The sequence below is a fragment of the Paenirhodobacter populi genome, from assembly GCF_004022215.1.
GTDB lineage: Bacteria > Pseudomonadota > Alphaproteobacteria > Rhodobacterales > Rhodobacteraceae > Rhodobacter > Rhodobacter populi.
The window spans coordinates 15,607-38,305 of sequence record NZ_SAUZ01000006.1 but is presented as its reverse complement, the minus strand read 5'-3'; the positions used below and the strand labels follow the sequence as shown (position 1 = coordinate 38,305).

The window sequence follows — 22,699 nt, the reverse complement described above, 5'->3', positions numbered from 1 at the left end:
ATCATGTTGGCCACCGTCGCGTTGACTACGGACCGAAGCATGCACCCGGGGCGGCCTCGGACGCAGGCCGCATGAACAGGAACGCAGATCAAACTATTAAAGGACAGAACCGCTGCCCACCGGTGCATAATACATGCGCAAAACCCATTGATTGGGACCGTCCCGTTACCGAAGACTGTAGCTTAGAGAAGCAGTGAGAGCAGATTGGTGGAAGTCCCTTGCAGGATCTGCAGGGCGGCAGATTGCCCTGTGGCAGAGGTTCCCTCCGTCAACTGGGTTCTGACGAGATAGGATTTGATCAACTTGTCCATACCATCACCGGAGACAATGGCGGCGAGGTCGTCTGTCCCGAACAGGGTTTTGGCCTTCTGCTTGTAAATCTCAAGCTGGCGGTCGACATCCAGACTTGAAATCGCCGTGGGAAGGCCAAGGGCTGACTGCATGAAGCTGGCTAATGGCGACGATCCAATGATCTGATACCATTTCGTATTGTTCGAGGATGATTTCGCCGCGATTTCGGGTAGATCACGTTGCGCTGTCAGGGCGAATCGAAACGATTCGTTGACCGCTCCCACGGCGACCTCGAACTGGCGATTCTTGTATTTTTCAAGGATTCCGTCTGCGAAGCCGGCCTCCGCCGTGCGGGGCGTTTCATAATCGCCGAAGCCGAAGGCCTCGGCCAGTTTGAAATAGCTCTTGTCGCTCAGACGGTTCGCCAGAGAATCCGAGGCCTGCGTGCCTTCTGCCAGCACCTTTCTGATGAACGCCTTGCTGTTGATATCGTCATCCAGACCGAAAGCGCCAAGCGCAACTGCAAGCAGGCGCCGGTCGGCGACAAGTTCCTCGGCCGAGGTGATGCTGCCGATCTTTTCCCGAAAATAGTCTTCGTTGCGCTGATAAGCCGCCGTCTGAACGAAGGCGGCTTCCTGCTTGGCCATGGTGCGGTTGAGGATAAGCCAGCCTGCATATCCACCCGTTGGAATCGCTGGCGTGTAGGTCATGGCCGCGATCCTGCCGCGAGAAGCCGTTCCTCCCGCGGCAACAGGCTGCGGAGGGCCTTGAGGACGTTGTAATGCTGACTTTCCAGAACGGCACTGGTGGCCAGCCCGAGTTGCTTGCGGCTGTCATGATCGGTCAGGACCTGACTGAGCTGCTCGATTCCGCGCAGAAGCTGAACATGCGCATCGGACGCGGAAACATCGCCGGACAGGACGAGCTGGGCAATGTAGCAGACGCGCCGCACCGGGGTGTTGACCTCCTCCGGGTGGATCGCATCGCGCAGGCGCAGGATATGCGCATTCGGGGTCATGATCGCCAGCCGAGAACGACGCTCGCCATTCTCGATCACCGCGCCGTTGATCAGAACCCTTTCCTTCGGGGCCAGCTTCAGGACAAGGCCGCTCATGTCGGCTTTCCTTCGCAGCGCAGGCCGCGCATGATCGACGTATTGATTTCGATGAGGATGTCCACCGAGGCCTTGCTTTCCAGAATCTTCTGGGAATGAAGGCGTGTGAAGGCTGCCAGATAGCTCAACCGCGCGCGCAATTCGCCGGGAAGCGGATTTTCGGGCAACGCGACATCCGCCGCCAGAACGTTCCAGAGCTGACGGTTGTCATGCACCGCGCTGACGAGACCGGGGAAATCATGCGCATCGGGGTTGCTCGCCTGCTTCAGGCGGCGTGTGACGCGGGCGAACGCTTCATATTCCGTATCTCGGGGCGTCCGGGTGGGTTGATTGGGGTCAGCATAGGCCGTTTTGGCCATCAATGTCACACTCACGGGTGAACCTTCCTGCGGTGAAAAGGCAGACAATCTAAGTCCGGCCGACCGATCCGGTCGGATAAGGGGCGCCGAATCCGGCGCCCCCTTTGGTCATTAGCGGAACAGAGCCAGAATGTTCTGCGGCGTCTGGTTGGCGATCGACAGCGCCTGGATGCCAAGCTGCTGTTGGGTTTGCAGCGCGGTCAGACGGGCGGAGGCTTCTTCCATATCCGCATCGACCAACGTGCCGATGCCAGCGGTCATCGCGTCCGAAAGCTTGCCCATGAACTCCGACTGGCTCGCGATCTGTGCTTCCTTGGCGCCGTAGTAGGAGGCCACCTTGGTCGTCGCCGAAAGCACGCTGTTGATCGCAGTCATAGCCGCTTGAAGTGCCGTTGCGTCAGCGGCGGTTTCCACGTCAAGACCTTCGAGACCGGCGAGGGCACCCGTGAATGCAGAACCATCGTAGAGCTGGTTCCGTTCGATATCGATCGTATCCGTGCTGACGGCACCGGTGTTGTCGCGATTGAGCGCGGCAAGCACCTTGACGTCATCCCCAGTCGTATTGAGAAAATTCAGCCCATTGAACTGGGCACCGGAAATATAGTTCCGGATGCTGTCCATCTTGTTGGTGATCTGCGTTTGCAGAGTCTCCTTGTCGACGTTCTCAGCCTGAGCCTGAACCACCAGATCCTGAATGCTCTGAAGATCCTTCACGATCGACTCGGTCGCCTCCCGTGCGACCGAAACGGTCGATCCTCCGAGATCCAAGGCGGTCTTGATCGAGTTGATACCGGACACATCCGATTCCATGACCTTGGTGATCGACCAGATCGCGGCGTTGTCCTTTGCCGTCGAGATGGTCTTGCCGGTCGAAATCTCGTTCTGGGCCGAAGCCAGGTTCGAGTTGATGGACTTGAGGGTCTGCAACGCGGTCATGGCGCTGGTATTGGTGATAATGCTGGTCATTCTGTAGGTCCTTCATTTCGGCGCTTTACGCCGATGGTTTCACGAGCCGTCATAAACGGCACTCGCGGCGTTCTGACCGTTGCGGTTTGCTGTGCTTACCGCGCCATCCATCGGGATGCGGGGTCATCCTTGCATTCAAGGGCCTAATGAAATGCTAAGGCCGGCCTCTCGGCCGGCCTTTGATACATTGCATTGTAACGATCCGCTCAGGCGCGCCGCTCGACATTCCCCTCGCTGCGGCGGATGGAGGTCGCCTGTCCGTTGCGGTCGTATCCGGTGTAGCCGCGCACCCCTTCGTCGATCTGCTGCAAGCGGTTGAGCGCGCTGCGAACCCCCCGCAGCGACGCGGACAGAAGGCGCTGGTTCTGCTGCGCGGCCTGTTGCAGGGCGGCGGCATCCTCCCGCGACAGATCGAGCGGTGCGGAGGTCAGCCTTTCCTTGGCCTCGATCAACTGGGGCAGCCGGGCGAAATCGCCCGAAAGAATCGCCCGGCGTTCCTGTTCCAGAATCCCGGAAAGCCGCGTGGCCGGGGTGTTACGCATTTTCGGTGCCTTTCGTCAGGGCGTGATGGATCGTCTCGGCGAGGCCTATTCCGCCGGTCTCGGCCATCGTCTGGGCATAGGAATCGCGCAGGAACGAGGTGAACTGTTCTTCACCGATGCCGCCCCCGAATTCGCCTTGCAGCGCGCTGAACCCGGCATATCCAAGCATTTCCGACAGGAAATTCGCTTCGAGCTGCACGGCCTTTTCCTTCAGCTCCTCTGCCCGGCCGCGGGAGGTCGCCTCTGGCAAGGGGCGGAAACCGCCGGATATGTCGTTGATCATCGGGCACCCCATTGTGGAAATTTTTCCCAGAATGATGGCGGGAGGTAAAGAATCAGTAATCCTGCCCGGGTCATGATCGGCGGAACGACAGAAGTCCGAGGTCATTGATGAATGCTCCCCCGATGGATCTTATGGCCGCCGACGCCGATCCGGGCAAACGGCCCGCGAACAGGAACAGGGCGCCTGAAATGGCCGGAGAGGATTTTTCCCGTTATCTGGATCAGGCGCGGGAGGAGGAGGCTGCGGACGAGGATCCGGCTCTGGCAGGTATGATGTTGGCCATGCCCGCGACCGCCGATGAAACCGGGGCAAAGACACAGGCGACCGGGGAGATTGCGAATACCGACCCGGTGGTGGAGTCGCCCGCGTCGCCTGTTGCAGCCGACATGCGGGGTTCCGAAGCTGACGAGCCGCAGCAGAACCCGACGCGGGAACAGGCCGCCGAGATGACAGTCGATCCGACGCCGGACGATACCGTCGAGGTCATCCCCGAAGCGGCGAAGGAAAAGGGCGCGGGGGACAGCGGGGATATCTCGCAGGCTGGCGGCGTCGATTCGGACTCTGCCGATCTTTCGCAGGACGCGGACGAACCGCAGCCGGACATGAGCGATGGCCACGACGCCCCGGAACGATCCGACCCCTCTTCAGATACATCGGGGCGCGGATTTTCCGCCGACGCGCAGTCGCTTTATGGGGCGACCACGGCGCTCAACGCCCGCCATCAGGGGGCTTCGGCAGCGCAACAGGCGCAACTCGTCTCGCAGCAGATCGTGCAGGCTGCGCAGATCACGCCGGAGGGTGCGGTCGAGCTTGCCCTTTCGCCCGAGGAACTCGGTCATCTCAAGCTGGTGCTGCATTCCGACGACGGAAAACTCCACGTCACCATCCAGGCCGAAAGGCCGGAAACCCAGGACCTGCTGCGCCGCCATGTCGACGGGCTTGAAAAGGATTTCCGGCAGGTGGGCTATTCCGAGGTCACCTTCAGCTTCGGGGAACAGGGGCGGGACAGACGGGATGGCCCCGCCGATCCGATGACCGCGGCGGATGCGCCGGAAGCCGAAAGCATTGCCCCGCCGCCCCGTGCCACCCTTCGGGTAACGGGTGGGCTGGATCTGAGAATGTGACCAAAGGATGACAGCATGACCACGATAACGGCCGCCAGTGGTGCGGCAACGACGACGAACACATATACGGCGAAGGAAACCATCAGCTCGGATTTCCAGACCTTCCTGAAACTGATGACGACGCAGTTGCAGAATCAGGATCCGACGAGCCCGATCGACAGCTCGGACTATGCCGCGCAGCTGGCCCAGTTTTCGCAGGTCGAGCAGCAGGTGAAGACCAACGACCTTCTGGAAGCGCTTTCAACGCAGCTCGGCGGGTCGGGCATGTCGCAATATGCCGATTGGGTGGGCATGCGCGCCCTGGCGCAGACGCCGGCGCTTTTCGACGGGACGGCGCCGGTGACCATGGCCTTCGATGTGGCTTCGGGCGCGGATCAGGCGGTGCTTGTGGTGAAGAACGCTTCGGGCAGCGAAGTTACCCGCCTGCCTGTCCCGGTCGACGCCTCGGAAGTCGCCTGGAATGGCACCGACGCCTCGGGCAACCTGCTCGGGGCCGGGGTCTACAGCTTCAGCTTCGAAAGCTACAGCAACGGCGAACTGCTCTCGGCGAATGCCGCGCAGGTTTACAGCGGGATCACCGAGGTGCGCCTCGGCACGGGCGGCGTGACGCTTCTTCTCGACAACGGGCAGGAGATCGCGCCCGGCGATGTCGTCGCGCTGCGCGCGGCGAACGCCTGATCAGAAGGCCTGCCCCAGCATCGCCCCGACCGCGACCAGAGCCCCCCCCGCCAGCACCAGCCATGCGGTGGCGGAACGGCTCCGGGGTGGCGGTTCCTGCTTTGGCTCGTCGCGCCGCATGAGCAGACCCTGCAAAAGCGATGGCAGCCGCGGGCCGAAATGACCCAGCACCAGCGCCGTGCGCCGCATATCGCGCAGCGCGGCCTTGGGGCCAAGGTTTTCGCGGATATAGGTCTCCACCACCGGGCGGGCCGTCTCCCACATGTTCATCGCGGGATTCAGCGACCGGGCCACGCCTTCGACCACGACCATCGTGCGTTGCAGCAGGATCAGTTCGGTCCGCGTCTCCATCCCGAATCGCTCGGTGACCTCGAAAAGATAGGCCAGCAGCCGCGCCATGGAAATCTGGGTCGCATTCATGCCGAAGATCGGCTCGCCCACCGCCCGCAGCGCCAGCGCGAAATTGTTCACATCGCGGTCGGCGGGGACATAGCCCGCCTCGAAATGCACCTCGGCGACACGGCGATAGTCGCGGCGGATGAAGCCCATCAGGATCTCGGCATAGACGCGGCGGGTATATTCGTCGATCTGCCCCATGATGCCGAAATCGAAGGCGATGATGTCGCCGTTTTCGGCGACCTTCAGGTTCCCCTGATGCATGTCGGCGTGGAAATAGCCGTCGCGCAAAGCATGGCTGAGGAACAGTTGCAGGACCCGTTCCGACAGCGCGACCAGATCGTGCCCGGCGGCACGCAGCGCCGCGACATCGCCCATCGGGATGCCCTCGGCCCAGTCCATCGTCATCACGCTGCGCCCGGACAGGGACCAGACCGGCTGCGGCACGCGAAAATGCGCATCCCCCGCCGTATTCGCCGCGAACTGGGATGCGGCCGCCGCCTCCAGCCGCAGGTCCAGCTCCCCAAGAACCGTGCCCTCGAAATGGTTGATGACGTCCGAGGGACGCAGCCGCCGCGACGCCGGTGACAGCCGTTCGATCATCGCCGCGGCGAAATGGAACGCATCCAGATCCTTGCGGAAGGCCTTTTCGATGCCGGGCCGCAGCACCTTGACCGCCACCCTCTCGCCGGTATCCGCCCGCACCGCCTGATGCACCTGCGCGATCGAGGCGGCGGCGACGGGCTCCGAAAATTCGGAAAAAAGCGCGTCGACGGGCCGCATCAGTTCCTCGGCGATCATCGCCTTGGCGACCTCGGTGGGGAAGGGGGGCAGCCTGTCCTGCAGCACGCGCAGCTGGTTCGCCAGATCCGGCCCGACCACATCCGGCCGGGTCGAAAGCACCTGCCCGAACTTGATATAGGCCGGCCCGAGCGCGGTGATCGCCCGCGTGACCGGCGGCAGGGCGGGATCGCCCTTGTAGCCCAGCCATTTGAATGGCCAGCCCATGATCCGCGCGACCAGCCGCAGCCGGGGCGGAGCGTCCATCGCCTCCAGCGCCTCGCGCATCGCGCCGGTGCGTTCAAAGGTGGCGCCGGTGCGGATCAGCCGCCAGATGTTGTGCGGGCCTCTCATTTCGGAAATTCCCGCATCTCAGATCTTCCAGCCGGAATGCAGCGCAGCGATCCCCAGGGACAGATTGCGGTATTTCACCTGCTCGAATCCCGCGTCGCGGATCATGCTGGCGAAGGTCTCCTGATCCGGGAACTTGCGGATCGATTCCACAAGATATTGATAGCTGTCGCGGTCGTTCGCCACGATCTGCCCCATGACCGGGATCACGTTGAAGGAATAGCGGTCATAGAGCCATTGCAGCATGTCGTTCGGAATCTGGCTGAATTCCAGCACCATCAGCCGCCCGCCGGGGCGCAGCACGCGATACGCCTCGCGCAGCGCATCGGGGATGCGCGTCACGTTCCGGATCCCGAAGGAGATCGTGTAGACATCGAAGCTGTTGTCCTCGAACGGCAGAGCCATCGCATCGCCCACCACCCAGGACAGCCGCTCGGCCATATCCTCGGCCTCGGCGCGCTTCTGGCCCTCGACCAGCATCGATTCCGTCATGTCGCAGACGGTGGCGGTGGCGCCCGGCGCGCGCTTGAGGAAGCGGAACGCCACATCCCCGGTGCCGCCCGCCACGTCCAGCAGCCTCTGCCCCGGACGCGGCGCCAGCCAATCCATCATCGCGTCCTTCCACAGCCGATGGATGCCGACGCTCATCAGGTCGTTCATGATGTCGTATTTCGAGGCCACACGCGAAAACACGCCGTGGACCATTCCGGCCTTCGCGTCCTCGTCCACGGTCTTGAAGCCGAAATGGGTGGTCTTGTTGTTTTCCGCTGTCATCGCTCTTGCCGATCCCGAAATCTTCCTCTTCTTATAGGTGCCCTTTCGGTCAAGACAATGCGACAGGAAAAAAGATGCCCGAACTGCCCGAGGTGGAAACCGTCCGTCGGGGGCTTTTGCCCGCGATGGAGGGGCGGATTATCGCCGAAGCCCGCGTGAACCGTCCCGATCTGCGCTGGCCCCTGCCGGAGCGGATGGCCGAACGCCTGACCGGCGCGCGGGTCGAACGCCTGCGGCGGCGGTCGAAATATATCCTCGTCGATCTGGACCGGGGCGAAAGCCTGCTGATCCATCTGGGCATGTCGGGGCGGATGCTGGTCTCGGGCACGATGATCGGCGGCTTCCACCACGACCATCCTGCGCCGCAGAAACACGATCATGTGGTGTTCGAGATGGAGGGCGGCGCCCGCGTGACCTTCAACGACGCGCGCCGCTTCGGGGCGATGGACCTGTTCCCAACGGAGGGGGAGGCCGCCTACTGGCTGCTGGCGCAGCTTGGCCCCGAGCCTTTCGGCAACGACTTCCACGAAGATTATCTGGTCGCGCGGTTGAAGGGGCGGGCGATGCCGATCAAGGCGGCGCTGCTGGATCAGCGCGTTGTGGCGGGACTGGGCAACATCTACGTCTCGGAAACCCTGTTCCGGGCCGGAATAGACCCCCGCCGACCCGCCGGCCGGATTTCCGCCGCCCGGATCGCCAGCCTCGTGCCGGTCATCCGCACGGTCCTGACCGAGGCGATCGAAGCCGGCGGATCGAGCCTGCGCGACCATCGGCAGGCCTCGGGCGAACTGGGCTATTTCCAGCACGCCTTCCGCGTCTACGACCGCGAAAACCAGCCCTGCGTCACCTGCGGCGGGCCGGTGCGGCGGATCGTGCAATCCGGGCGTTCGACCTTCTACTGCCCGCATTGCCAGCACTGACGCAGCGGTCCGAAGGGGCCTGCGCCGGAAAGGCTTGATTCACGGGGCCGTCCTGCTAGGACTCGCCTCGAAACAAGGAAAGGCGAAGCCAGATGGCCTACCAGACCCTGATCGTCGAGATCGAAGACAATGTCGCCCTGATCCGGCTCAACCGTCCCGAAGCCCTCAACGCCCTGAACTCGGTGCTGCTGGGCGAACTGGCCGATGCGCTGAAATCCGCGGATGGCAACGACAAGGTCCGATGCATCGTCATCACCGGGTCCGAAAAGGCCTTCGCCGCCGGCGCCGACATCAAGGAAATGTCGTCGAAAACCTATGTCGAGATGTTCGGCACCAACTTCTTCGGCACCGAACCGGATTCGATCGGGCGCACCCGCAAGCCGATCATCGCGGCGGTGGCGGGCTATGCGCTGGGCGGCGGATGCGAGCTGGCGATGATGTGCGACTTCATCATCTGCGCCGACAACGCCAAATTCGGCCAGCCCGAGATCAATCTGGGCATCATCGCCGGGATCGGCGGCACGCAGCGCCTGACCCGCTTCGTCGGCAAGTCGAAGGCGATGGACATGCACCTGACGGGCCGCTTCATGGACGCGGCCGAGGCGGAACGTTCCGGCCTCGTGTCCCGCGTCGTGCCGCTGGCGCAGCTGATGCCCGAGGCGATGGCTGCCGCGCAGAAGATCGCGGCGAAATCGCAGATCAGCGTGATGGCGGCCAAGGAATGCGTCGACCGCGCCTACGAAACCACCCTGAACGAGGGTGTGCTGTTCGAGCGGCGCCTGTTCCATTCGATGTTCGCGACCGAGGACCAGAAGGAGGGCATGGCCGCCTTCCTCGAAAAACGCGAACCGCAGTTCCGCGACAAGTAATCCGGGCTTCCCTTCCGTGCGGTTTTGCCGTATAGGCCCCGCCAATACATGCGCGTGAAGCCCGCTCTGGCTAGAATCATCCGGTTCACTGGGATCCGGGCTTTGCGCATTTTTGCAACAGACCGGAAGTTCGAAAACACATATGGCCAATACGTCCCAGTCCAAGAAGCGCGCCCGTCAGAACGAGACCCGCAACGAAATCAACCGCGCCCGCCGTTCGCGCATCCGCACCTTCGTCCGCAAGGTCGAAGAAGCGATCGCCGCCGGCAACGCCGAAGCCGCGAAGACCGCGCTGCTGGCCGCCGAGCCGGAACTGGCCCGTGGCGTGACCAAGGGCGTGCTGCACAAGAACACCGTTTCGCGCAAGGTCTCGCGTCTTTCGGCGCGGGTTAAGGCGCTGTCGGCGAACTGATTTCAGCCCGTATCCAGAAAATGTTTATCGAAAGGGCGCCTCGGGCGCCCTTTTTGTTTTTGCAAGGTAAATCAAATTATTAATGGTTTCTGTTGCGCCATTTCCCGGCCGGGGGATTCGTTTCATGGATTCCCGCGTCAAGCGCGAAGATCGGTTGCAGCCGCCCTCGCCGGCTTGCTAGCTTGGCTGAGCGATTCCAGTCGCCTTGGGGGACTTGACGCATCCATGCTGCCAGACGGGCATTTAAAGTCTGCCAGACAAAGAAGAAAGCCGATCGTTCGGGCAGTATGGGTGTGATTCCGATTCGAGGGGAGGCTGCTCTCTCCGTTTTCGGCATGGGGACCGTCTGTTGATGGCGGGCCTTGGTCCATGTTTGATCCTGCAACCCGCCTTGGCGGGGCAGCTTCTTGCACCCTGACGGCAGGAACGACAGGCGAACAATGCTGAAGGCAGAAGATGAGCGAAGAATCCTGGGGGCGGGTCCGAAATGAACTTCTCAAGAATGTCGGGAAGACCAATTTCACGACATGGATCGAGCCTCTCAACCTGATCGGGGTCACGGATGGGATCGCCTCTGTCGAGGCGCCGACGAAATTCATGCGCGACTGGGTGTCGCGCAATTTCGGCGAGCCGATCCTGCGTGAGCTGCGGGCTTCGGGCCTTGCGGTCGAACGGATCGAGTTTCAGGTCCCCGATCTGCGCCCGATCCCGGCGACCGAGGTCAGCCGTCCCGCCGCGCCGGCGCGCAAGCCTGCCGCGCCGATCCGCACCGGGGATGACGAGCTTCCCGGCGCGCCGCTGGACGCGCGTTTCACCTTCGACAGCTTCGTCGTCGGCAAGCCGAACGAGCTGGCCCATGCCGCCGCGCGCCGCGTGGCCGAAGGCGGGCCGGTGTCCTTCAACCCGCTGTTCCTGTATGGGGGCGTGGGGCTGGGCAAGACGCACCTGATGCATGCCATCGCGCATGAGCTTTACACCCGCCGCCCCGACATGCGGGTGCTGTATCTTTCCGCCGAGCAGTTCATGTATCGCTTCGTGCAGGCCCTGCGCGACCGGCAGATCATGGATTTCAAGGGGATGTTCCGTTCCGTCGACGTGCTGATGGTCGATGACGTGCAGTTCATCGCCGGCAAGGATTCGACGCAGGAGGAATTCTTCCACACCTTCAACGCGCTGGTCGATCAGGGCAAGCAGATCGTGATTTCCGCCGACCGCGCGCCGGGCGAGATCAAGGATCTGGAAGAACGGATCCGGAGCCGCCTGCAATGCGGTCTGGTCGTCGATCTGCATCCGACCGACTACGAACTGCGGCTTGGCATCCTGCAGACCAAGACCGAATCCTACCGCGTCCAGTATTCCGGGCTGAAGATGGCCGACGGGGTTCTGGAATTCCTCGCCCACCGGATCACCACCAACGTCCGCGTGCTCGAAGGGGCGCTGACGCGTCTCTTTGCCTTCGCCTCGCTGGTCGGCAAGGAAATCACGCTGGATCTGGTGCAGGAATGCCTGACGGACATTCTGCGCGCCTCGGACCGCAAGGTGACGATCGAGGAGATCCAGCGCAAGGTGGCCGAGCATTACAACGTCCGCCTGTCCGACATGATCGGGCCGAAGCGACTGCGCACCATCGCCCGGCCGCGTCAGGTGGCGATGTATCTGTCGAAGCAGCTGACCACCCGGTCGCTGCCGGAAATCGGGCGCCGCTTCGGCGGGCGCGATCACACGACGATCATGCACGGGATCCGCAAGATCGAGGAACTGATGGTTTCCGACCACCAGCTGACCGAGGATGTGGATCTGCTGCGGCGTCTGCTGGAGTCGTGACCGCTGACTCTTGACGCTCCCGGCAAAGCGGTTGAAAGTCCGGTGAAACTTGTGCGGTGCGGGCGGGGTCACGCTTTCGTCCGCGACATCCCGAGGAAGACAGATGAAGATCAGCATCGAGCGCGCTGAACTGCTCAAGGCCGTCGCGCAGGCACAATCGGTCGTCGAACGCCGCAACACGATCCCGATCCTTGCCAATGTGCTGATCGAGGCCGAGGGAAACACCGTTTCCTTCCGCGCGACGGATCTGGACATCGAGGTGGTGGACAAGGCCCCGGCGCAGGTCGAACGCCCCGGCGCGACCACGGTTTCGGCGGTGATGCTGCATGAAATCGTGCGCAAGCTGCCCGATGGCGCGCTGGTCGTGCTGACCGACGATCCGGCCGCGGGGCGGGTGACGATTCAGGCGGGACGGTCGAGCTTCAACCTCGCCACCCTGCCGAAGGAAGATTTCCCGGTCATGGCCACCGCCGAATATGCGGCGAATTTCACCGCCAAGGCGGGCGTGCTGCGGCGGCTGTTCGACAAGTCGAAATTCGCCATCTCGACCGAAGAGACGCGCTATTACCTGAACGGCGTCTACATGCATGTCGCGCAGGGCGACGAAGGTCCGGTCCTGCGCTGCGTTGCGACCGACGGCCACCGGCTGGCGCGGATCGACGCGCCCCTGCCCGAAGGGGCGGCGGGCATGCCCGGCGTCATCGTGCCGCGCAAGACGGTCAACGAGCTGCGCAAGCTGCTGGACGACGACGATGCCGACATCGCCGTTTCGGTCAGCGAAACCAAGGTCCGCTTCGCCACCCCGGCGATCACCCTGACCTCCAAGGTCATCGACGGCACCTTCCCCGACTACACCCGCGTCATCCCGACCGGCAACACCCGCCGGCTTGAGGTCGACGCGGCCGAATTCGCCAAGGCGGTGGACCGGGTCGCAACGGTGTCCTCGGAACGCTCGCGGGCGGTGAAGCTGGCGCTGGACGAAGACCGGCTGGTGCTGTCGGTCAACGCGCCCGACGCGGGCGCCGCCGAGGAAGAGCTGGCCGTGGCCTATGGCGACGAGCGGCTGGAGATCGGCTTCAACGCCAAATACCTGCTGGAAATCGCCAGCCAGGTGGACCGCGAAAATGCCGTCTTCCTGTTCAATTCCTCGGGCGACCCGACGCTGATGCGTGAAGGCAACGACACCTCGGCTGTCTATGTCGTCATGCCGATGCGCGTGTGACGCTACCGCTTCGTGAACTGACGCTGCTGCAGTTCCGCTCGCACCGGCGGGCGCATTTCCTGTTCGACGGACGGCCCGTGGCGCTGTTCGGGCCGAACGGCGCGGGGAAGACCTCGGTGATCGAGGCGATCTCGCTCCTGTCGCCGGGCCGGGGGCTGCGCCGTGCGGCGGCCGAGGAACTGATCCGGCGTCAGGAAAGCGTGGGCTGGAAGGTCCGGGCCGATCTGTCGGGGCATGAGGTGGAAACCTCCGCCCTGCCGGGGCAATCGCGCGAAACCCTGATCGACGGCAAGGCGGCGCCGCAGCTTGCGCTCGGGCGGCTGGCGCGGATCCTGTGGCTCGTGCCCTCGATGGACCGGCTGTGGATCGAGGGGGCCGAGGGGCGGCGCCGTTTCCTCGACCGGATGACGCTGTCCTTCGATCCCGACCACGCCGAGGCGGCGCTGACCTATGACAAGGCGATGCGCGAACGCAACCGGCTGCTCAAGGATCAGGTGCAGGACCGCGCCTGGTATGACGTGCTGGAAACCCGCATGGCCGGGGCGGCGACCCGCATCCGCGCCAGCCGGGCCGAGGCGCTGGCCCGGATCGCGGCGGCGCAGGAGGATGCAGTGACGGCCTTCCCGGCGGCGCATCTGTCGATCACCGGCGAGGGGCCGGAGGATCTGGCCGCCGCGCTCGCCGCGAACCGGCGGCGCGACATGGCGGCGGGCCGCACGCTCGAAGGTCCGCACCGCGCCGATCTCGAGGCGGTCTATACCGAAAAGGCGACGCCCGCCGCGCTCTGTTCGACGGGGGAACAGAAGGCGCTGCTCATTTCGCTGCTTTTGGCGAATGCGCGGGCACTTGCGGCCGAAAGGCCGCTGCTTCTGCTCGATGAAATCGCGGCGCATCTTGACGCAAATCGCCGCGGCGCTCTCTATGATGAGATATGCGCGCTCTCCGCTCAGGTCTTCATGACGGGCACGGGGGCGGAGCTGTTCGAGCCGCTCGGCCCGCGCGCGCAATATTGGGAAGTGTCCGAAACCGCAGGCGTTTCGGCGATACGGGAGGTCGATCCATGAGCTATCCGGTGCAGCGCGTGACCCTGATCACGCTTGGCGTGCGCAATCTGGCGAAATCCCGCGCCTTCTACGAGGCGCTCGGCTGGACCCCGGCCGAGGCGACGCCCGCCGTGACCTTCTTCCAGATGCAGGGGATGGCGCTCGGCCTGTTCGGGCTGCGGGATCTGGCCGTCGATCAGGGCCGGCCCGAGGTGCCGCTTGGCACCGGGGGCTTCACGCTGGCGCAGAACTTCGACTCGACCGAGGATGTGGATGCGGCCTATGCGGCGGCGGTCGCCGCGGGGGCCGATCCGATCCGCCCGCCGTCCAAGACCTATTGGGGCGGCTATTCCGGCTATTACGGCGATCCGGACGGCCATGTCTGGGAGATCGCCTGGAACCCCTACTGGCCCTTGAACGAAGATGGAACGCTGACCCTGCCGGGGCAGGGATGATCCCCCTATATTTTGTGTGTTTGGCGTGACATTCCCGTGCTGAACCGCTAAAACTCCGCAGCAACTCACAGGATTGGTGCGGATGACCGAGCAGACCCAGAACAAGTCCGAATATGGCGCGGATTCCATCAAGGTTCTCAAGGGCTTGGAGGCGGTGCGCAAAAGGCCGGGCATGTATATCGGCGATACCGACGACGGTTCCGGCCTGCACCACATGGTCTATGAGGTCGTCGACAACGGGATTGACGAGGCGCTGGCGAATTATGCCGATTATGTGCATGTCGTGATCCACCCCGACAGCTCGGTTTCCGTGCGCGACAACGGGCGCGGCATCCCGGTGGACATCCACCACGAAGAGGGCGTCTCGGCGGCCGAGGTCATCATGACCCAGCTCCACGCCGGGGGCAAATTCAACAACACGGACGAAAGCGGCAACGCCTACAAGGTTTCGGGCGGTCTGCATGGCGTGGGCGTTTCGGTCGTCAACGCGCTGTCCGACTGGCTGGAACTCAAGGTCTGGCGCAACGACAAGATCTATTTCGCCCGGTTCGAAAAGGGCGAATGCGTCGAGCATGTCCATGTCATCGGCGAGGAGCCCGGCGGCCGCGGGACCGAGGTGCGCTTTCTCGCCTCGGCCAAGACCAACGATCCGGACGGCACCTTCCTGAACCTCGACTACAGCTTCAAGACGCTGGAAACGCGGCTGCGCGAACTCGCCTTCCTGAATTCGGGCGTGAAGATCCTGCTCGAAGACCTCCGCCCGGCCGAGCCGCTGCGGGTCGATCTGCATTACGAAGGCGGGGTGAAGGAATTCGTCAAATACCTCGACCGGTCGAAGAACGCGCTGATCCCCGAACCGATCTACATGACCGGCGACGTGCGCGGCATCGGGGTCGAGGTGGCGATGTGGTGGAACGACAGCTACCATGAAACCGTGCTGCCCTTCACCAACAACATTCCGCAACGTGACGGCGGCACCCATATGGCGGGCTTTCGCGGCGCGCTGACCCGGACGATCAACACCTATGCCCAGACCTCGGGCATCGCCAAGCGCGAGAAGGTCGATTTCACCGGCGACGATGCACGCGAGGGGCTGACCTGCGTTCTGTCCGTCAAGGTGCCGGACCCGAAATTCTCCAGCCAGACCAAGGACAAGCTGGTTTCCTCCGAAGTCCGCCCGGCGGTCGAGAATCTGGTGAACGAAAAGCTTGCCGAGTGGTTCGAGGAGCATCCCGCCGAAGCCAAGATCGTCGTCGGCAAGATCGTCGAGGCGGCGCTTGCCCGCGAAGCCGCCCGCAAGGCGCGCGAACTGACCCGGCGCAAGACGGCGATGGACGTGGCCTCGCTGCCCGGCAAGCTGGCCGATTGTCAGGAAAAGGATCCGGCCCTGTCCGAGGTCTTCCTGGTCGAGGGTGACTCGGCCGGCGGTTCGGCCAAGCAGGGGCGCGAGCGCAAGAACCAGGCGGTGCTGCCGCTGCGCGGCAAGATCCTGAACGTCGAACGCGCGCGGTTCGACCGGATGCTGTCGTCGGAACAGATCGGCACGCTGATCACCGCGCTTGGCACCGGTATCGGGCGCGACGAATTCAACATCGGCAAACTGCGCTACCACAAGATCATCATCATGACGGATGCGGACGTCGACGGCGCCCATATCCGCACCCTGCTGCTGACCTTCTTCTTCCGGCAGATGCCGGAGATCATCGAACACGGCTATCTCTATATCGCGCAGCCGCCGCTCTATAAGGTCGCGCGGGGCAAGTCCGAAGTTTATCTCAAGGATCAGGCCGCCTTCGACGACTACCTGATCCATCAGGGGGTCGAGGGGGCGACGCTGATCCTTGGCGACGGGCAGCAGATCAAGGGCGCCGACCTCGAACGCATCGTCGAGGAAGCGCGGCTGATCCGCCGCATCCTTCAGGCCTTCCCGACGCATTATCCGATCAACATCCTCGAACAGGCGGCGATCGCCGGGGCGTTGGTGCCGGGCCGGGTCGATGCGGATGCGCAGGGCGTCGCGGATGCGGTCTCGAAGCGTCTGGACGAGGTCGCGGTCGAATACGAACGCGGCTGGTCCGGCCGTCCGACGCAGGATCACGGCCTGCGCTTCGCCCGCGTCCTGCGCGGGGTCGAGGAACACCGCACGCTCGACGGCGCGTTGTTCCGCTCGGCCGAGGCGCGCAAGCTCGCCGGCCATACCGAGATGCTGCAAGAGGTCTACAGCCTGCCCGCCACGCTGATCCGCAAGGACCGCGAGCAGGTGATCCACGGTCCGCTGGCGCTGCTGAAGGCGATCCTGACCGAGGGCGAAAAGGGCCTGACGATGCAGCGCTACAAAGGTCTGGGGGAGATGAACCCCGAACAGCTTTGGGAAACCACGCTGGATCCGGCGGCACGGACGCTGTTGCAGGTGCGGGTCGAGGATGTGGCCGAGGCCGACGACATCTTCACCAAGCTGATGGGCGATGTGGTCGAACCGCGCCGCGACTTCATCCAGCAGAACGCGCTGAACGTCGAGAATCTCGATTTCTGACCGCGCGGGCTGCCTTTGCGGCCTTCATTCTTCCATAAATATCCCGGGGGTGAGCCCGGAACGGGCGAGGGGGCAGCGCCCCCTTGCGCCCCCTCCGCCTAAGCTTGCCCCGGATGCGTGGCGCCCGCGTAAAGCTCGCGGAACACCGCCAGCCGGTCGGCAAAGGCCCCGCTCAGCGCCGCGACAGGCTTGATCTCCGCCGCGATGACGGGCGCGGTGCACACCGATACCGGATCCGCGCCGGTCGCCGCGATCATGCCAAGCCGTGCCGCCCCGAAAGCCGCGCCGAAATCGCCGCTTTCCGGCAGCAGCAGCGGCAGGTTCAGCGCCGTTGCGATCACCTGCAGCCAATATTGCGACCGTGCGCCCCCGCCAAGCGCCAGAAACGCCTCAGGGTCCGATCCGGCGGCGCGCAGAACCGCAAGGTTGTCGGCCAGCGCGAAGGCCACGCCCTCCAGCACCGCCTGCGTCAGCGCATTGCGGTCGGAACTGGCCGACAGGCCGACAAAGGCCCCGCGCGCGGTGGCGTCGTTATGCGGCGTCCGTTCGCCCGACAGATAGGGCAGGAAGGTGACTTCGCCCGGCGCCTTCAGATCCGGGCCGAGCGCGCCGGTCAGATCCGCCGCCGATTGCCCCAGAAGCGCCGACAGCCATTCGAGCGCCGCCGAGGCCGACAGCACCACCCCCATCTGGTGCCACATCCCCGGCAGGCAGTGGCAGAAGGCATGGACCGCGCTTTCCGGTCGCGGCAGGTAGCGGTCGGTCGCGGCGAACAGCACCCCCGAGGTGCCAAGCGACACGAACCCTTGCCCCACCGCCACCGTTCCCGCGCCGATCGCGGTGGCGGCATTGTCGCCCGCGCCGCCCGCGACCGGAATGCCGGGCTTCATCCCCCACGCGCCGGCCAGATCGGCGCGCAGCCCGCCCGAGACCTCGGTCCCCTCGATCAGCCGGGGCATCTGGTCCATCCGCATCCCCGAAGCCGCCAGCAGATCCCCGGACCAGCGCCGTGCCCCGGTGTCGAGCCAGCTTGTCCCGGCGGCATCCGACATCTCGGCCACATGTTCGCCGGTCAGCCACAGGCGCAGGTAATCCTTGGGCAGCAGCACCATCGCCACCCGCTCGAACAGCGCGGGTTCGTTCTCCGCCATCCAGACGAGCTTCGGCGCGGTGAAGCCCGGAAAGACGATATTGCCCGACAGCGCCCGGAACCGCGGATCGGCGTCCAGCCGCGCCGCCTGTTCCTGCGACCGGCCGTCGTTCCACAGGATCGCCGGGCGGATCACCCGGTCGGCTGCGTCCAGCGTCACCGCCCCGTGCATTTGCCCCGACAGACCGATCCCCTCGACAGCGGACAGGTCATGCCGGGCGCGAAGCGTGGCGATGGCGGTTTCCGTCGCCGCGATCCAGTCGGCGGGTTCCTGCTCGGCCCAGCCGGAATGGGGGCGGGCGACGCTCAGCCCCGCCGTGGCCGAGCCCAGAACCCGCTGGTCCGCATCCATCAGCAGAGCCTTCACTCCCGAGGTGCCAAGGTCGATGCCCAGATACATGTCCGTTCCTTTCGATCATCCGGCCCGCGCGGGCGTCGGCGCCCACGATGCAAGCCGCGCGCGGAATTGCAAGCCCTCCTAGCGGTCGAGCAGCGCGCGCGCCGTGGTCTCGTCGGTGATGAGGCCGTTGATCAGGCGGCCGCGCAGCGCCCCGCAGATGCCGTCGATCTTTTCCGCGCCCGAGGCCGCGGCGATGATCAGCGCCCGGTCCGGGGGCGGCAACCGGGCCGAGGCGACACGTTCGTTCCCCGGCAGGAAGCGCCCCTCGATGTCATAGGCATTGCCGAGGATCTCGCCCACGGCGCCCTGTGCGCGCCGCTCCATCACCTCCGCCACCGTCAGGAAGCCGTCCTTGGCGATCGGCGCATCCGGCCCCATCGAGCCCAGCCCGATCAGCGCGATATCCGCCGTGCGCGCCATTTCCATGACCCGGATGTTGCCCGGCTGGCGGTGGATCGCCTCGCGTTCCTCGGCGGTGGTGGCGATCACCGGAACCATCAGCGGAAAGCTCCGCGCGGTGACCAGTTCGGACAGTGAAAACAGCACGTTGTAGAGCGCGGCGGAGCCGTCCGGCGCGATGTTCCCGGTCAGCGAGACGATCCGGTGCTGCGGACAGTCCAGCCGCGACATCTGCGCCACCCCGGCCCGCAGGTGCCGCCCCGTGCCGATCGCCAGCGTGATCGGATCGCGGCGCGACAGCTCCGTCTCGATCAGGTCGGCGACGGCCATGGCAACGCCCTGCATTCCGGCGAGGGCCGGGCTGACCTCGACCCGGCGCAGGCCGAAGCGGTCCTTCACCTGCCGCGCCAGATCCAGACATTGCGCCAGCGGATGGTCGATCCGCACCTTGACCAGCCCCGCCGCCATCGCCTGCGCCACCAGCCTTTGCGCCGTCTGCCGGGAAACGCCCATTTCCTGCGCGATCTCGTCCTGCGTGCGCCCGGCCACATAGGACAGCCAGGCCGCCCGCGCCGCCTGTTCCAGCTTCCTGTCGTCCCGCATGTCTCCCCCGCTGCATATGGGCCACCGGACCGGCGATCCAAAAATCGTTTGACAAATCTACCATCCGAAGTGAGCATTTGCCAATGGTGCGGGCAATTGCCGCATCGGAGGAGGAGTTCACCAATGAATATGCTCATTCGCTCCCTTCTGGGAGCTTGTGCCGTGTCCGCTCTGGCATTGCCCGCCCTTGCGCAGCAGACCACGCTGACCATCGCCACCGTGAACAACGGCGACATGATCCGCATGCAGAAGCTGACCGGCGATTTCACGACGAAACACCCCGACATCCGGCTGCAATGGGTGACGCTTGAGGAAAACATCCTGCGCCAGCGCGTCACCACCGACATCGCCACGAGGGGCGGCCAATACGATGTGGTGACCATCGGCAATTACGAGGTGCCGATCTGGGCGAAGCAGAACTGGCTGCTGCCGCTCGACGGCCTGCCCGAGGATTACGACGCCGACGACCTGCTGCCCGCCGTCCGGCGCGGCCTTTCGGTCGAGGACACGCTTTACGCCGCGCCCTTCTACGCCGAATCGGCGATGGTGATGTATCGCAAGGATCTGGCGGAAAAGGCCGGCGTGACGATTTCCGAATCGCCCACCTGGGGCGAGATCTTCACCGCCGCCCGCGCGATGACCGACAAATCCGCCGAGATCTACGGCATCTGCCTGCGCGGCAAGGCGGGCTGGGGCGAAAACATGGCCTTCCTCAGCGCGATGGCGAACAGCTATGGCGCATCGTGGTTCGACATGGACTGGAAACCGCAGTTCGACCAGCCGGAGTGGCACGACACGCTGACCGATTACGTCACGATCATGGCTGAGGCCGGCCCGCCCGGCGCCTCGACCAACGGGTTCAACGAAAACCTCGCGCTGTTCCAGCAGGGCAAATGCGGCATCTGGATCGACGCCACCGTGGCCGCGAGTTTCGTGACCGATCCCGGGGAATCGCAGGTCGCCGATCAGGTGGGCTTCGCGCGCTTCCCGAACAAGGAAGGCGTGGACAATCACGGCAACTGGCTGTGGTCGTGGAACCTCGGCATCCCGGCCTCGACCACCAAGGCGGAGGCGGCCAAGGAATTCGTCGCCTGGGCGACCTCGAAGGGCTATACCGAGCTTGTCGCCGCGCAGGAAGGCTGGCGCGCCGCGCCTCCGGGCACGCGGACCTCGCTCTACGACAATCCCGAATATGAAAAGGACGCGCCTTTCGCCAAGCTGACGCTTGCCTCGATTGACGGGGTGAACACGGATCAGTCCTCGGTCAAGGAAACGCCCTACACGGGTGGCCAGTTCGTCTCGATCCCCGAATTCCAGGCGATCGGCACGGCGGTCGGGCAACAGTTCGCGGCCACGGTCGCGGGGCAGGTGAAGCCCGAACAGGCGCTGACCTCGGCGCAGCAACTGACCACGCGTGAAATGACCCGCGCGGGCTACATCAAGTGATCCGGCGCCGGGCGGCGGTGCCGCCCGGCCGCGTCTTCGTGGGAGGCCATCATGGCGACTCTGCATCAAAGATCGCTCGCGCGCCTGATGGTCGCGCCCTCGGTCGTGCTGCTGTTCTTGTGGATGATCGTGCCGCTGGGAATGACCCTTTGGTTCAGCTTCCAGCGTTACAACCTGCTGATGCCGGGGATGGAGGAATTCACCGGGCTCGGCAATTACCGCTATTTCCTGTCCGATCCGGGGTTCTGGATTTCCCTGCAGAACACGCTGATCATGGTCGGCGGGATCCTTGCGATCACGGTGATCGGGGGCATCGCGATCGCCATCCTGATCGACCAGCCGATCTTCGGGCAGGGCTATGTGCGGATTCTGGTGATCGCGCCCTTCTTCGTCATGCCGACGGTTTCGGCGCTGGTGTGGAAGAACATGTTCATGAACCCGGTGAATGGGCTGCTCGGACAGGTTTCCCGCGCCTTCGGGGCGCAGCCGGTGGACTGGCTGTCGCAATATCCGCTGTTCTCGATCATCGTGATCGTGTCGTGGCAATGGCTGCCCTTCGCCACGCTGATCTTCCTGACCTCGCTGCAATCGCTGGACAGCGAGCAGGTCGAGGCGGCCGAGATGGATGGCGCCGGCATCTGGGCGCGGTTCACCAACCTGACGCTGCCGCATATGGGCCGCGCGATCACCGTGGTCATCCTGATCGAGACGATCTTCCTGCTGTCCGTCTTCGCGGAAATCCTCGTCACCACCAACGGCGGTCCGGGCTATCAGACGACGACGCTGACCTACCTCGTCTATACGCAGGCCTTGCTGCAGTTCGACGTGGGCGGAGCTTCGGCGGGGGGCATCATCGCCGTCATCCTCGCCAATATCGTCGCCTTCTTCCTGATGCGCATGATCGGCAAGACGCTGGACTAGGGGAACATCATGGCACGCAAGGTTACCAATACCCGCAAGTGGATCTTCACCTGCCTCGCATGGGGGGTGGCGCTGCTCATCTTCTTCCCGATCCTGTGGACGATCCTGACCAGCTTCAAGACCGAGGGCGACGCCGTCGCCACCCCGCCCAAGTTCCTGTTCTTCGACTGGACGCTTGCCAATTACCGCGAGGTGCAGGCGCGTTCCGACTATTTCAGCCATTTCATGAACTCGGTCATCATCGCGCTCGGCTCGACGGCGCTCGGGTTGCTGGTCGCCATTCCGGCGGCATGGGCGATGGCCTTCCAGCCCGGCAAGCAGACGAAGAACGTGCTGATGTGGATGCTGTCGACCAAGATGATGCCCGCCGTCGGCGTGCTGATCCCGATCTACATCCTGTTCCAGCGGATGGGGCTTCTGGACAGCCGCACCGGCGTGCTGATCGTGCTGATGCTGATGAACCTGCCGATCATTATCTGGATGCTCTACACCTATTTCCGCGAAATTCCGGGGGAGATCCTCGAGGCCTCGCGGATGGACGGGGCGAGCCTGTGGAACGAGATCCGCTACGTCCTGACGCCGATGGCCGTTCCCGGCATTGCCTCGACCATGCTGCTGAACATCATCCTCGCGTGGAACGAGGCGTTCTGGACGCTGAACCTGACCACCTCGCGGGCGGCGCCGTTGACCACCTTCATCGCCAGCTATTCCAGCCCCGAGGGCCTGTTCTACGCCAAGCTTTCGGCGGCAAGCACCATGGCCATCGCGCCGATCCTCATCATGGGCTGGTTCAGCCAGAAACAACTTGTCCGCGGCCTGACCTTCGGCGCGGTGAAATAGGAGA

The 22,699-nt window shown here is 64.2% G+C and carries 23 protein-coding genes; 13 read left to right on the top strand and 10 right to left on the bottom strand.

Annotation, left to right across the window (positions count from 1 at the left end; genetic code table 11):
* Positions 1–182: 182 nt before the first annotated feature.
* From D2T30_RS06960 to D2T30_RS06935, 6 genes are all read right to left on the bottom strand, one after another.
* The gene (locus D2T30_RS06960) at positions 183–1,001 is read right to left on the bottom strand and encodes a DUF1217 domain-containing protein (RefSeq protein ID WP_128208281.1); all 819 of its coding nucleotides are present in this window, start codon (positions 999–1,001) and stop codon (positions 183–185) included.
* Positions 998–1,405 carry a flagellar biosynthesis repressor FlbT gene (gene flbT, locus D2T30_RS06955; RefSeq protein WP_128183387.1) on the bottom strand — a complete coding sequence of 136 codons (408 nt, stop codon included), beginning with the start codon at positions 1,403–1,405 and terminating at the stop codon, positions 998–1,000. The genes D2T30_RS06960 and flbT overlap by 4 nt, the downstream gene beginning before the upstream one ends.
* Entirely contained in the window at positions 1,402–1,779 is a 378-nt protein-coding gene (flaF, locus tag D2T30_RS06950) for a flagellar biosynthesis regulator FlaF (protein ID WP_241565142.1), read from the bottom strand. The genes flbT and flaF overlap by 4 nt, the downstream gene beginning before the upstream one ends.
* Before the next feature lie 96 nt (positions 1,780–1,875).
* The gene (locus D2T30_RS06945) at positions 1,876–2,730 is read right to left on the bottom strand and encodes a flagellin N-terminal helical domain-containing protein (RefSeq protein WP_128208280.1); all 855 of its coding nucleotides are present in this window, start codon (positions 2,728–2,730) and stop codon (positions 1,876–1,878) included.
* A 206-nt stretch (positions 2,731–2,936) separates the two neighbouring features.
* Positions 2,937–3,272 (bottom strand): hypothetical protein, encoded by a 336-nt coding sequence (locus D2T30_RS06940; RefSeq protein WP_128208279.1) that lies wholly within the window; start codon positions 3,270–3,272, stop codon positions 2,937–2,939.
* Positions 3,265–3,660 carry a rod-binding protein gene (locus D2T30_RS06935; protein ID WP_338325435.1) on the bottom strand — a complete coding sequence of 132 codons (396 nt, stop codon included), beginning with the start codon at positions 3,658–3,660 and terminating at the stop codon, positions 3,265–3,267. The genes D2T30_RS06940 and D2T30_RS06935 overlap by 8 nt, the downstream gene beginning before the upstream one ends.
* A gap of 83 nt (positions 3,661–3,743) precedes the next feature.
* On the opposite strand from D2T30_RS06935, the gene D2T30_RS06930 reads away from it, so the two are divergent.
* Positions 3,744–4,679 (top strand): flagellar hook-length control protein FliK, encoded by a 936-nt coding sequence (locus tag D2T30_RS06930; protein ID WP_128208278.1) that lies wholly within the window; start codon positions 3,744–3,746, stop codon positions 4,677–4,679.
* A 15-nt stretch (positions 4,680–4,694) separates the two neighbouring features.
* Entirely contained in the window at positions 4,695–5,357 is a 663-nt protein-coding gene (locus D2T30_RS06925) for a flagellar hook capping FlgD N-terminal domain-containing protein (protein WP_128208277.1), read from the top strand.
* On the opposite strand, the gene ubiB is transcribed toward D2T30_RS06925, so the two are convergent.
* On the bottom strand, positions 5,358–6,887 hold the full coding sequence (ubiB, locus tag D2T30_RS06920) for a 2-polyprenylphenol 6-hydroxylase (protein ID WP_128183377.1): 1,530 nt from the start codon (positions 6,885–6,887) through the stop codon (positions 5,358–5,360).
* A gap of 18 nt (positions 6,888–6,905) precedes the next feature.
* Positions 6,906–7,658, bottom strand: coding sequence for a bifunctional demethylmenaquinone methyltransferase/2-methoxy-6-polyprenyl-1,4-benzoquinol methylase UbiE (ubiE, locus tag D2T30_RS06915; RefSeq protein WP_128208276.1), 753 nt, complete (start codon positions 7,656–7,658; stop codon positions 6,906–6,908).
* A gap of 74 nt (positions 7,659–7,732) precedes the next feature.
* On the opposite strand from ubiE, the gene mutM reads away from it, so the two are divergent.
* From mutM to gyrB, 8 genes are all read left to right on the top strand, one after another.
* Positions 7,733–8,578 (top strand): bifunctional DNA-formamidopyrimidine glycosylase/DNA-(apurinic or apyrimidinic site) lyase, encoded by an 846-nt coding sequence (gene mutM / locus D2T30_RS06910; protein WP_128208275.1) that lies wholly within the window; start codon positions 7,733–7,735, stop codon positions 8,576–8,578.
* A gap of 92 nt (positions 8,579–8,670) precedes the next feature.
* Entirely contained in the window at positions 8,671–9,447 is a 777-nt protein-coding gene (locus tag D2T30_RS06905; protein ID WP_128183371.1) for an enoyl-CoA hydratase, read from the top strand.
* A 142-nt stretch (positions 9,448–9,589) separates the two neighbouring features.
* Positions 9,590–9,859: a 30S ribosomal protein S20 gene (gene rpsT, locus D2T30_RS06900; protein WP_128183369.1), complete on the top strand. Its 270-nt coding sequence runs from the start codon at positions 9,590–9,592 to the stop codon at positions 9,857–9,859.
* 456 nt (positions 9,860–10,315) lie between these two features.
* Positions 10,316–11,683 carry a chromosomal replication initiator protein DnaA gene (dnaA, locus tag D2T30_RS06895; protein ID WP_128183367.1) on the top strand — a complete coding sequence of 456 codons (1,368 nt, stop codon included), beginning with the start codon at positions 10,316–10,318 and terminating at the stop codon, positions 11,681–11,683.
* Between the two features lie 103 nt (positions 11,684–11,786).
* Entirely contained in the window at positions 11,787–12,905 is a 1,119-nt protein-coding gene (gene dnaN, locus D2T30_RS06890) for a DNA polymerase III subunit beta (RefSeq protein ID WP_128183365.1), read from the top strand.
* Positions 12,902–13,969 (top strand): DNA replication/repair protein RecF, encoded by a 1,068-nt coding sequence (gene recF / locus D2T30_RS06885; RefSeq protein ID WP_128183363.1) that lies wholly within the window; start codon positions 12,902–12,904, stop codon positions 13,967–13,969. Before dnaN ends, recF begins: the two co-directional genes overlap by 4 nt.
* Positions 13,966–14,403 carry a VOC family protein gene (locus tag D2T30_RS06880; RefSeq protein WP_128208274.1) on the top strand — a complete coding sequence of 146 codons (438 nt, stop codon included), beginning with the start codon at positions 13,966–13,968 and terminating at the stop codon, positions 14,401–14,403. The genes recF and D2T30_RS06880 overlap by 4 nt, the downstream gene beginning before the upstream one ends.
* Positions 14,404–14,485: 82 nt before the next feature.
* Positions 14,486–16,936: a DNA topoisomerase (ATP-hydrolyzing) subunit B gene (gene gyrB / locus D2T30_RS06875; protein WP_128183359.1), complete on the top strand. Its 2,451-nt coding sequence runs from the start codon at positions 14,486–14,488 to the stop codon at positions 16,934–16,936.
* Positions 16,937–17,034: 98 nt separating this feature from the next.
* On the opposite strand, the gene xylB is transcribed toward gyrB, so the two are convergent.
* The gene (gene xylB / locus D2T30_RS06870; protein WP_128208273.1) at positions 17,035–18,486 is read right to left on the bottom strand and encodes a xylulokinase; all 1,452 of its coding nucleotides are present in this window, start codon (positions 18,484–18,486) and stop codon (positions 17,035–17,037) included.
* 78 nt (positions 18,487–18,564) lie between these two features.
* Entirely contained in the window at positions 18,565–19,488 is a 924-nt protein-coding gene (locus D2T30_RS06865) for a sugar-binding transcriptional regulator (RefSeq protein ID WP_128183355.1), read from the bottom strand.
* Between the two features lie 123 nt (positions 19,489–19,611).
* Between D2T30_RS06865 and D2T30_RS06860 the strand changes: the two genes are divergently transcribed.
* The 3 genes from D2T30_RS06860 to D2T30_RS06850 are packed head-to-tail and all read left to right on the top strand — an operon-like array spanning position 19,612 to position 22,695.
* Positions 19,612–20,934, top strand: a complete 1,323-nt coding sequence (locus D2T30_RS06860) for an ABC transporter substrate-binding protein (RefSeq protein ID WP_206612877.1) — start codon at positions 19,612–19,614, stop codon at positions 20,932–20,934.
* A 51-nt stretch (positions 20,935–20,985) separates the two neighbouring features.
* Entirely contained in the window at positions 20,986–21,855 is an 870-nt protein-coding gene (locus D2T30_RS06855; RefSeq protein WP_128183354.1) for a carbohydrate ABC transporter permease, read from the top strand.
* Positions 21,856–21,864: 9 nt separating this feature from the next.
* Positions 21,865–22,695, top strand: coding sequence for a carbohydrate ABC transporter permease (locus D2T30_RS06850; protein ID WP_128208272.1), 831 nt, complete (start codon positions 21,865–21,867; stop codon positions 22,693–22,695).
* The last annotated feature ends 4 nt before the right edge of the window (positions 22,696–22,699 follow it).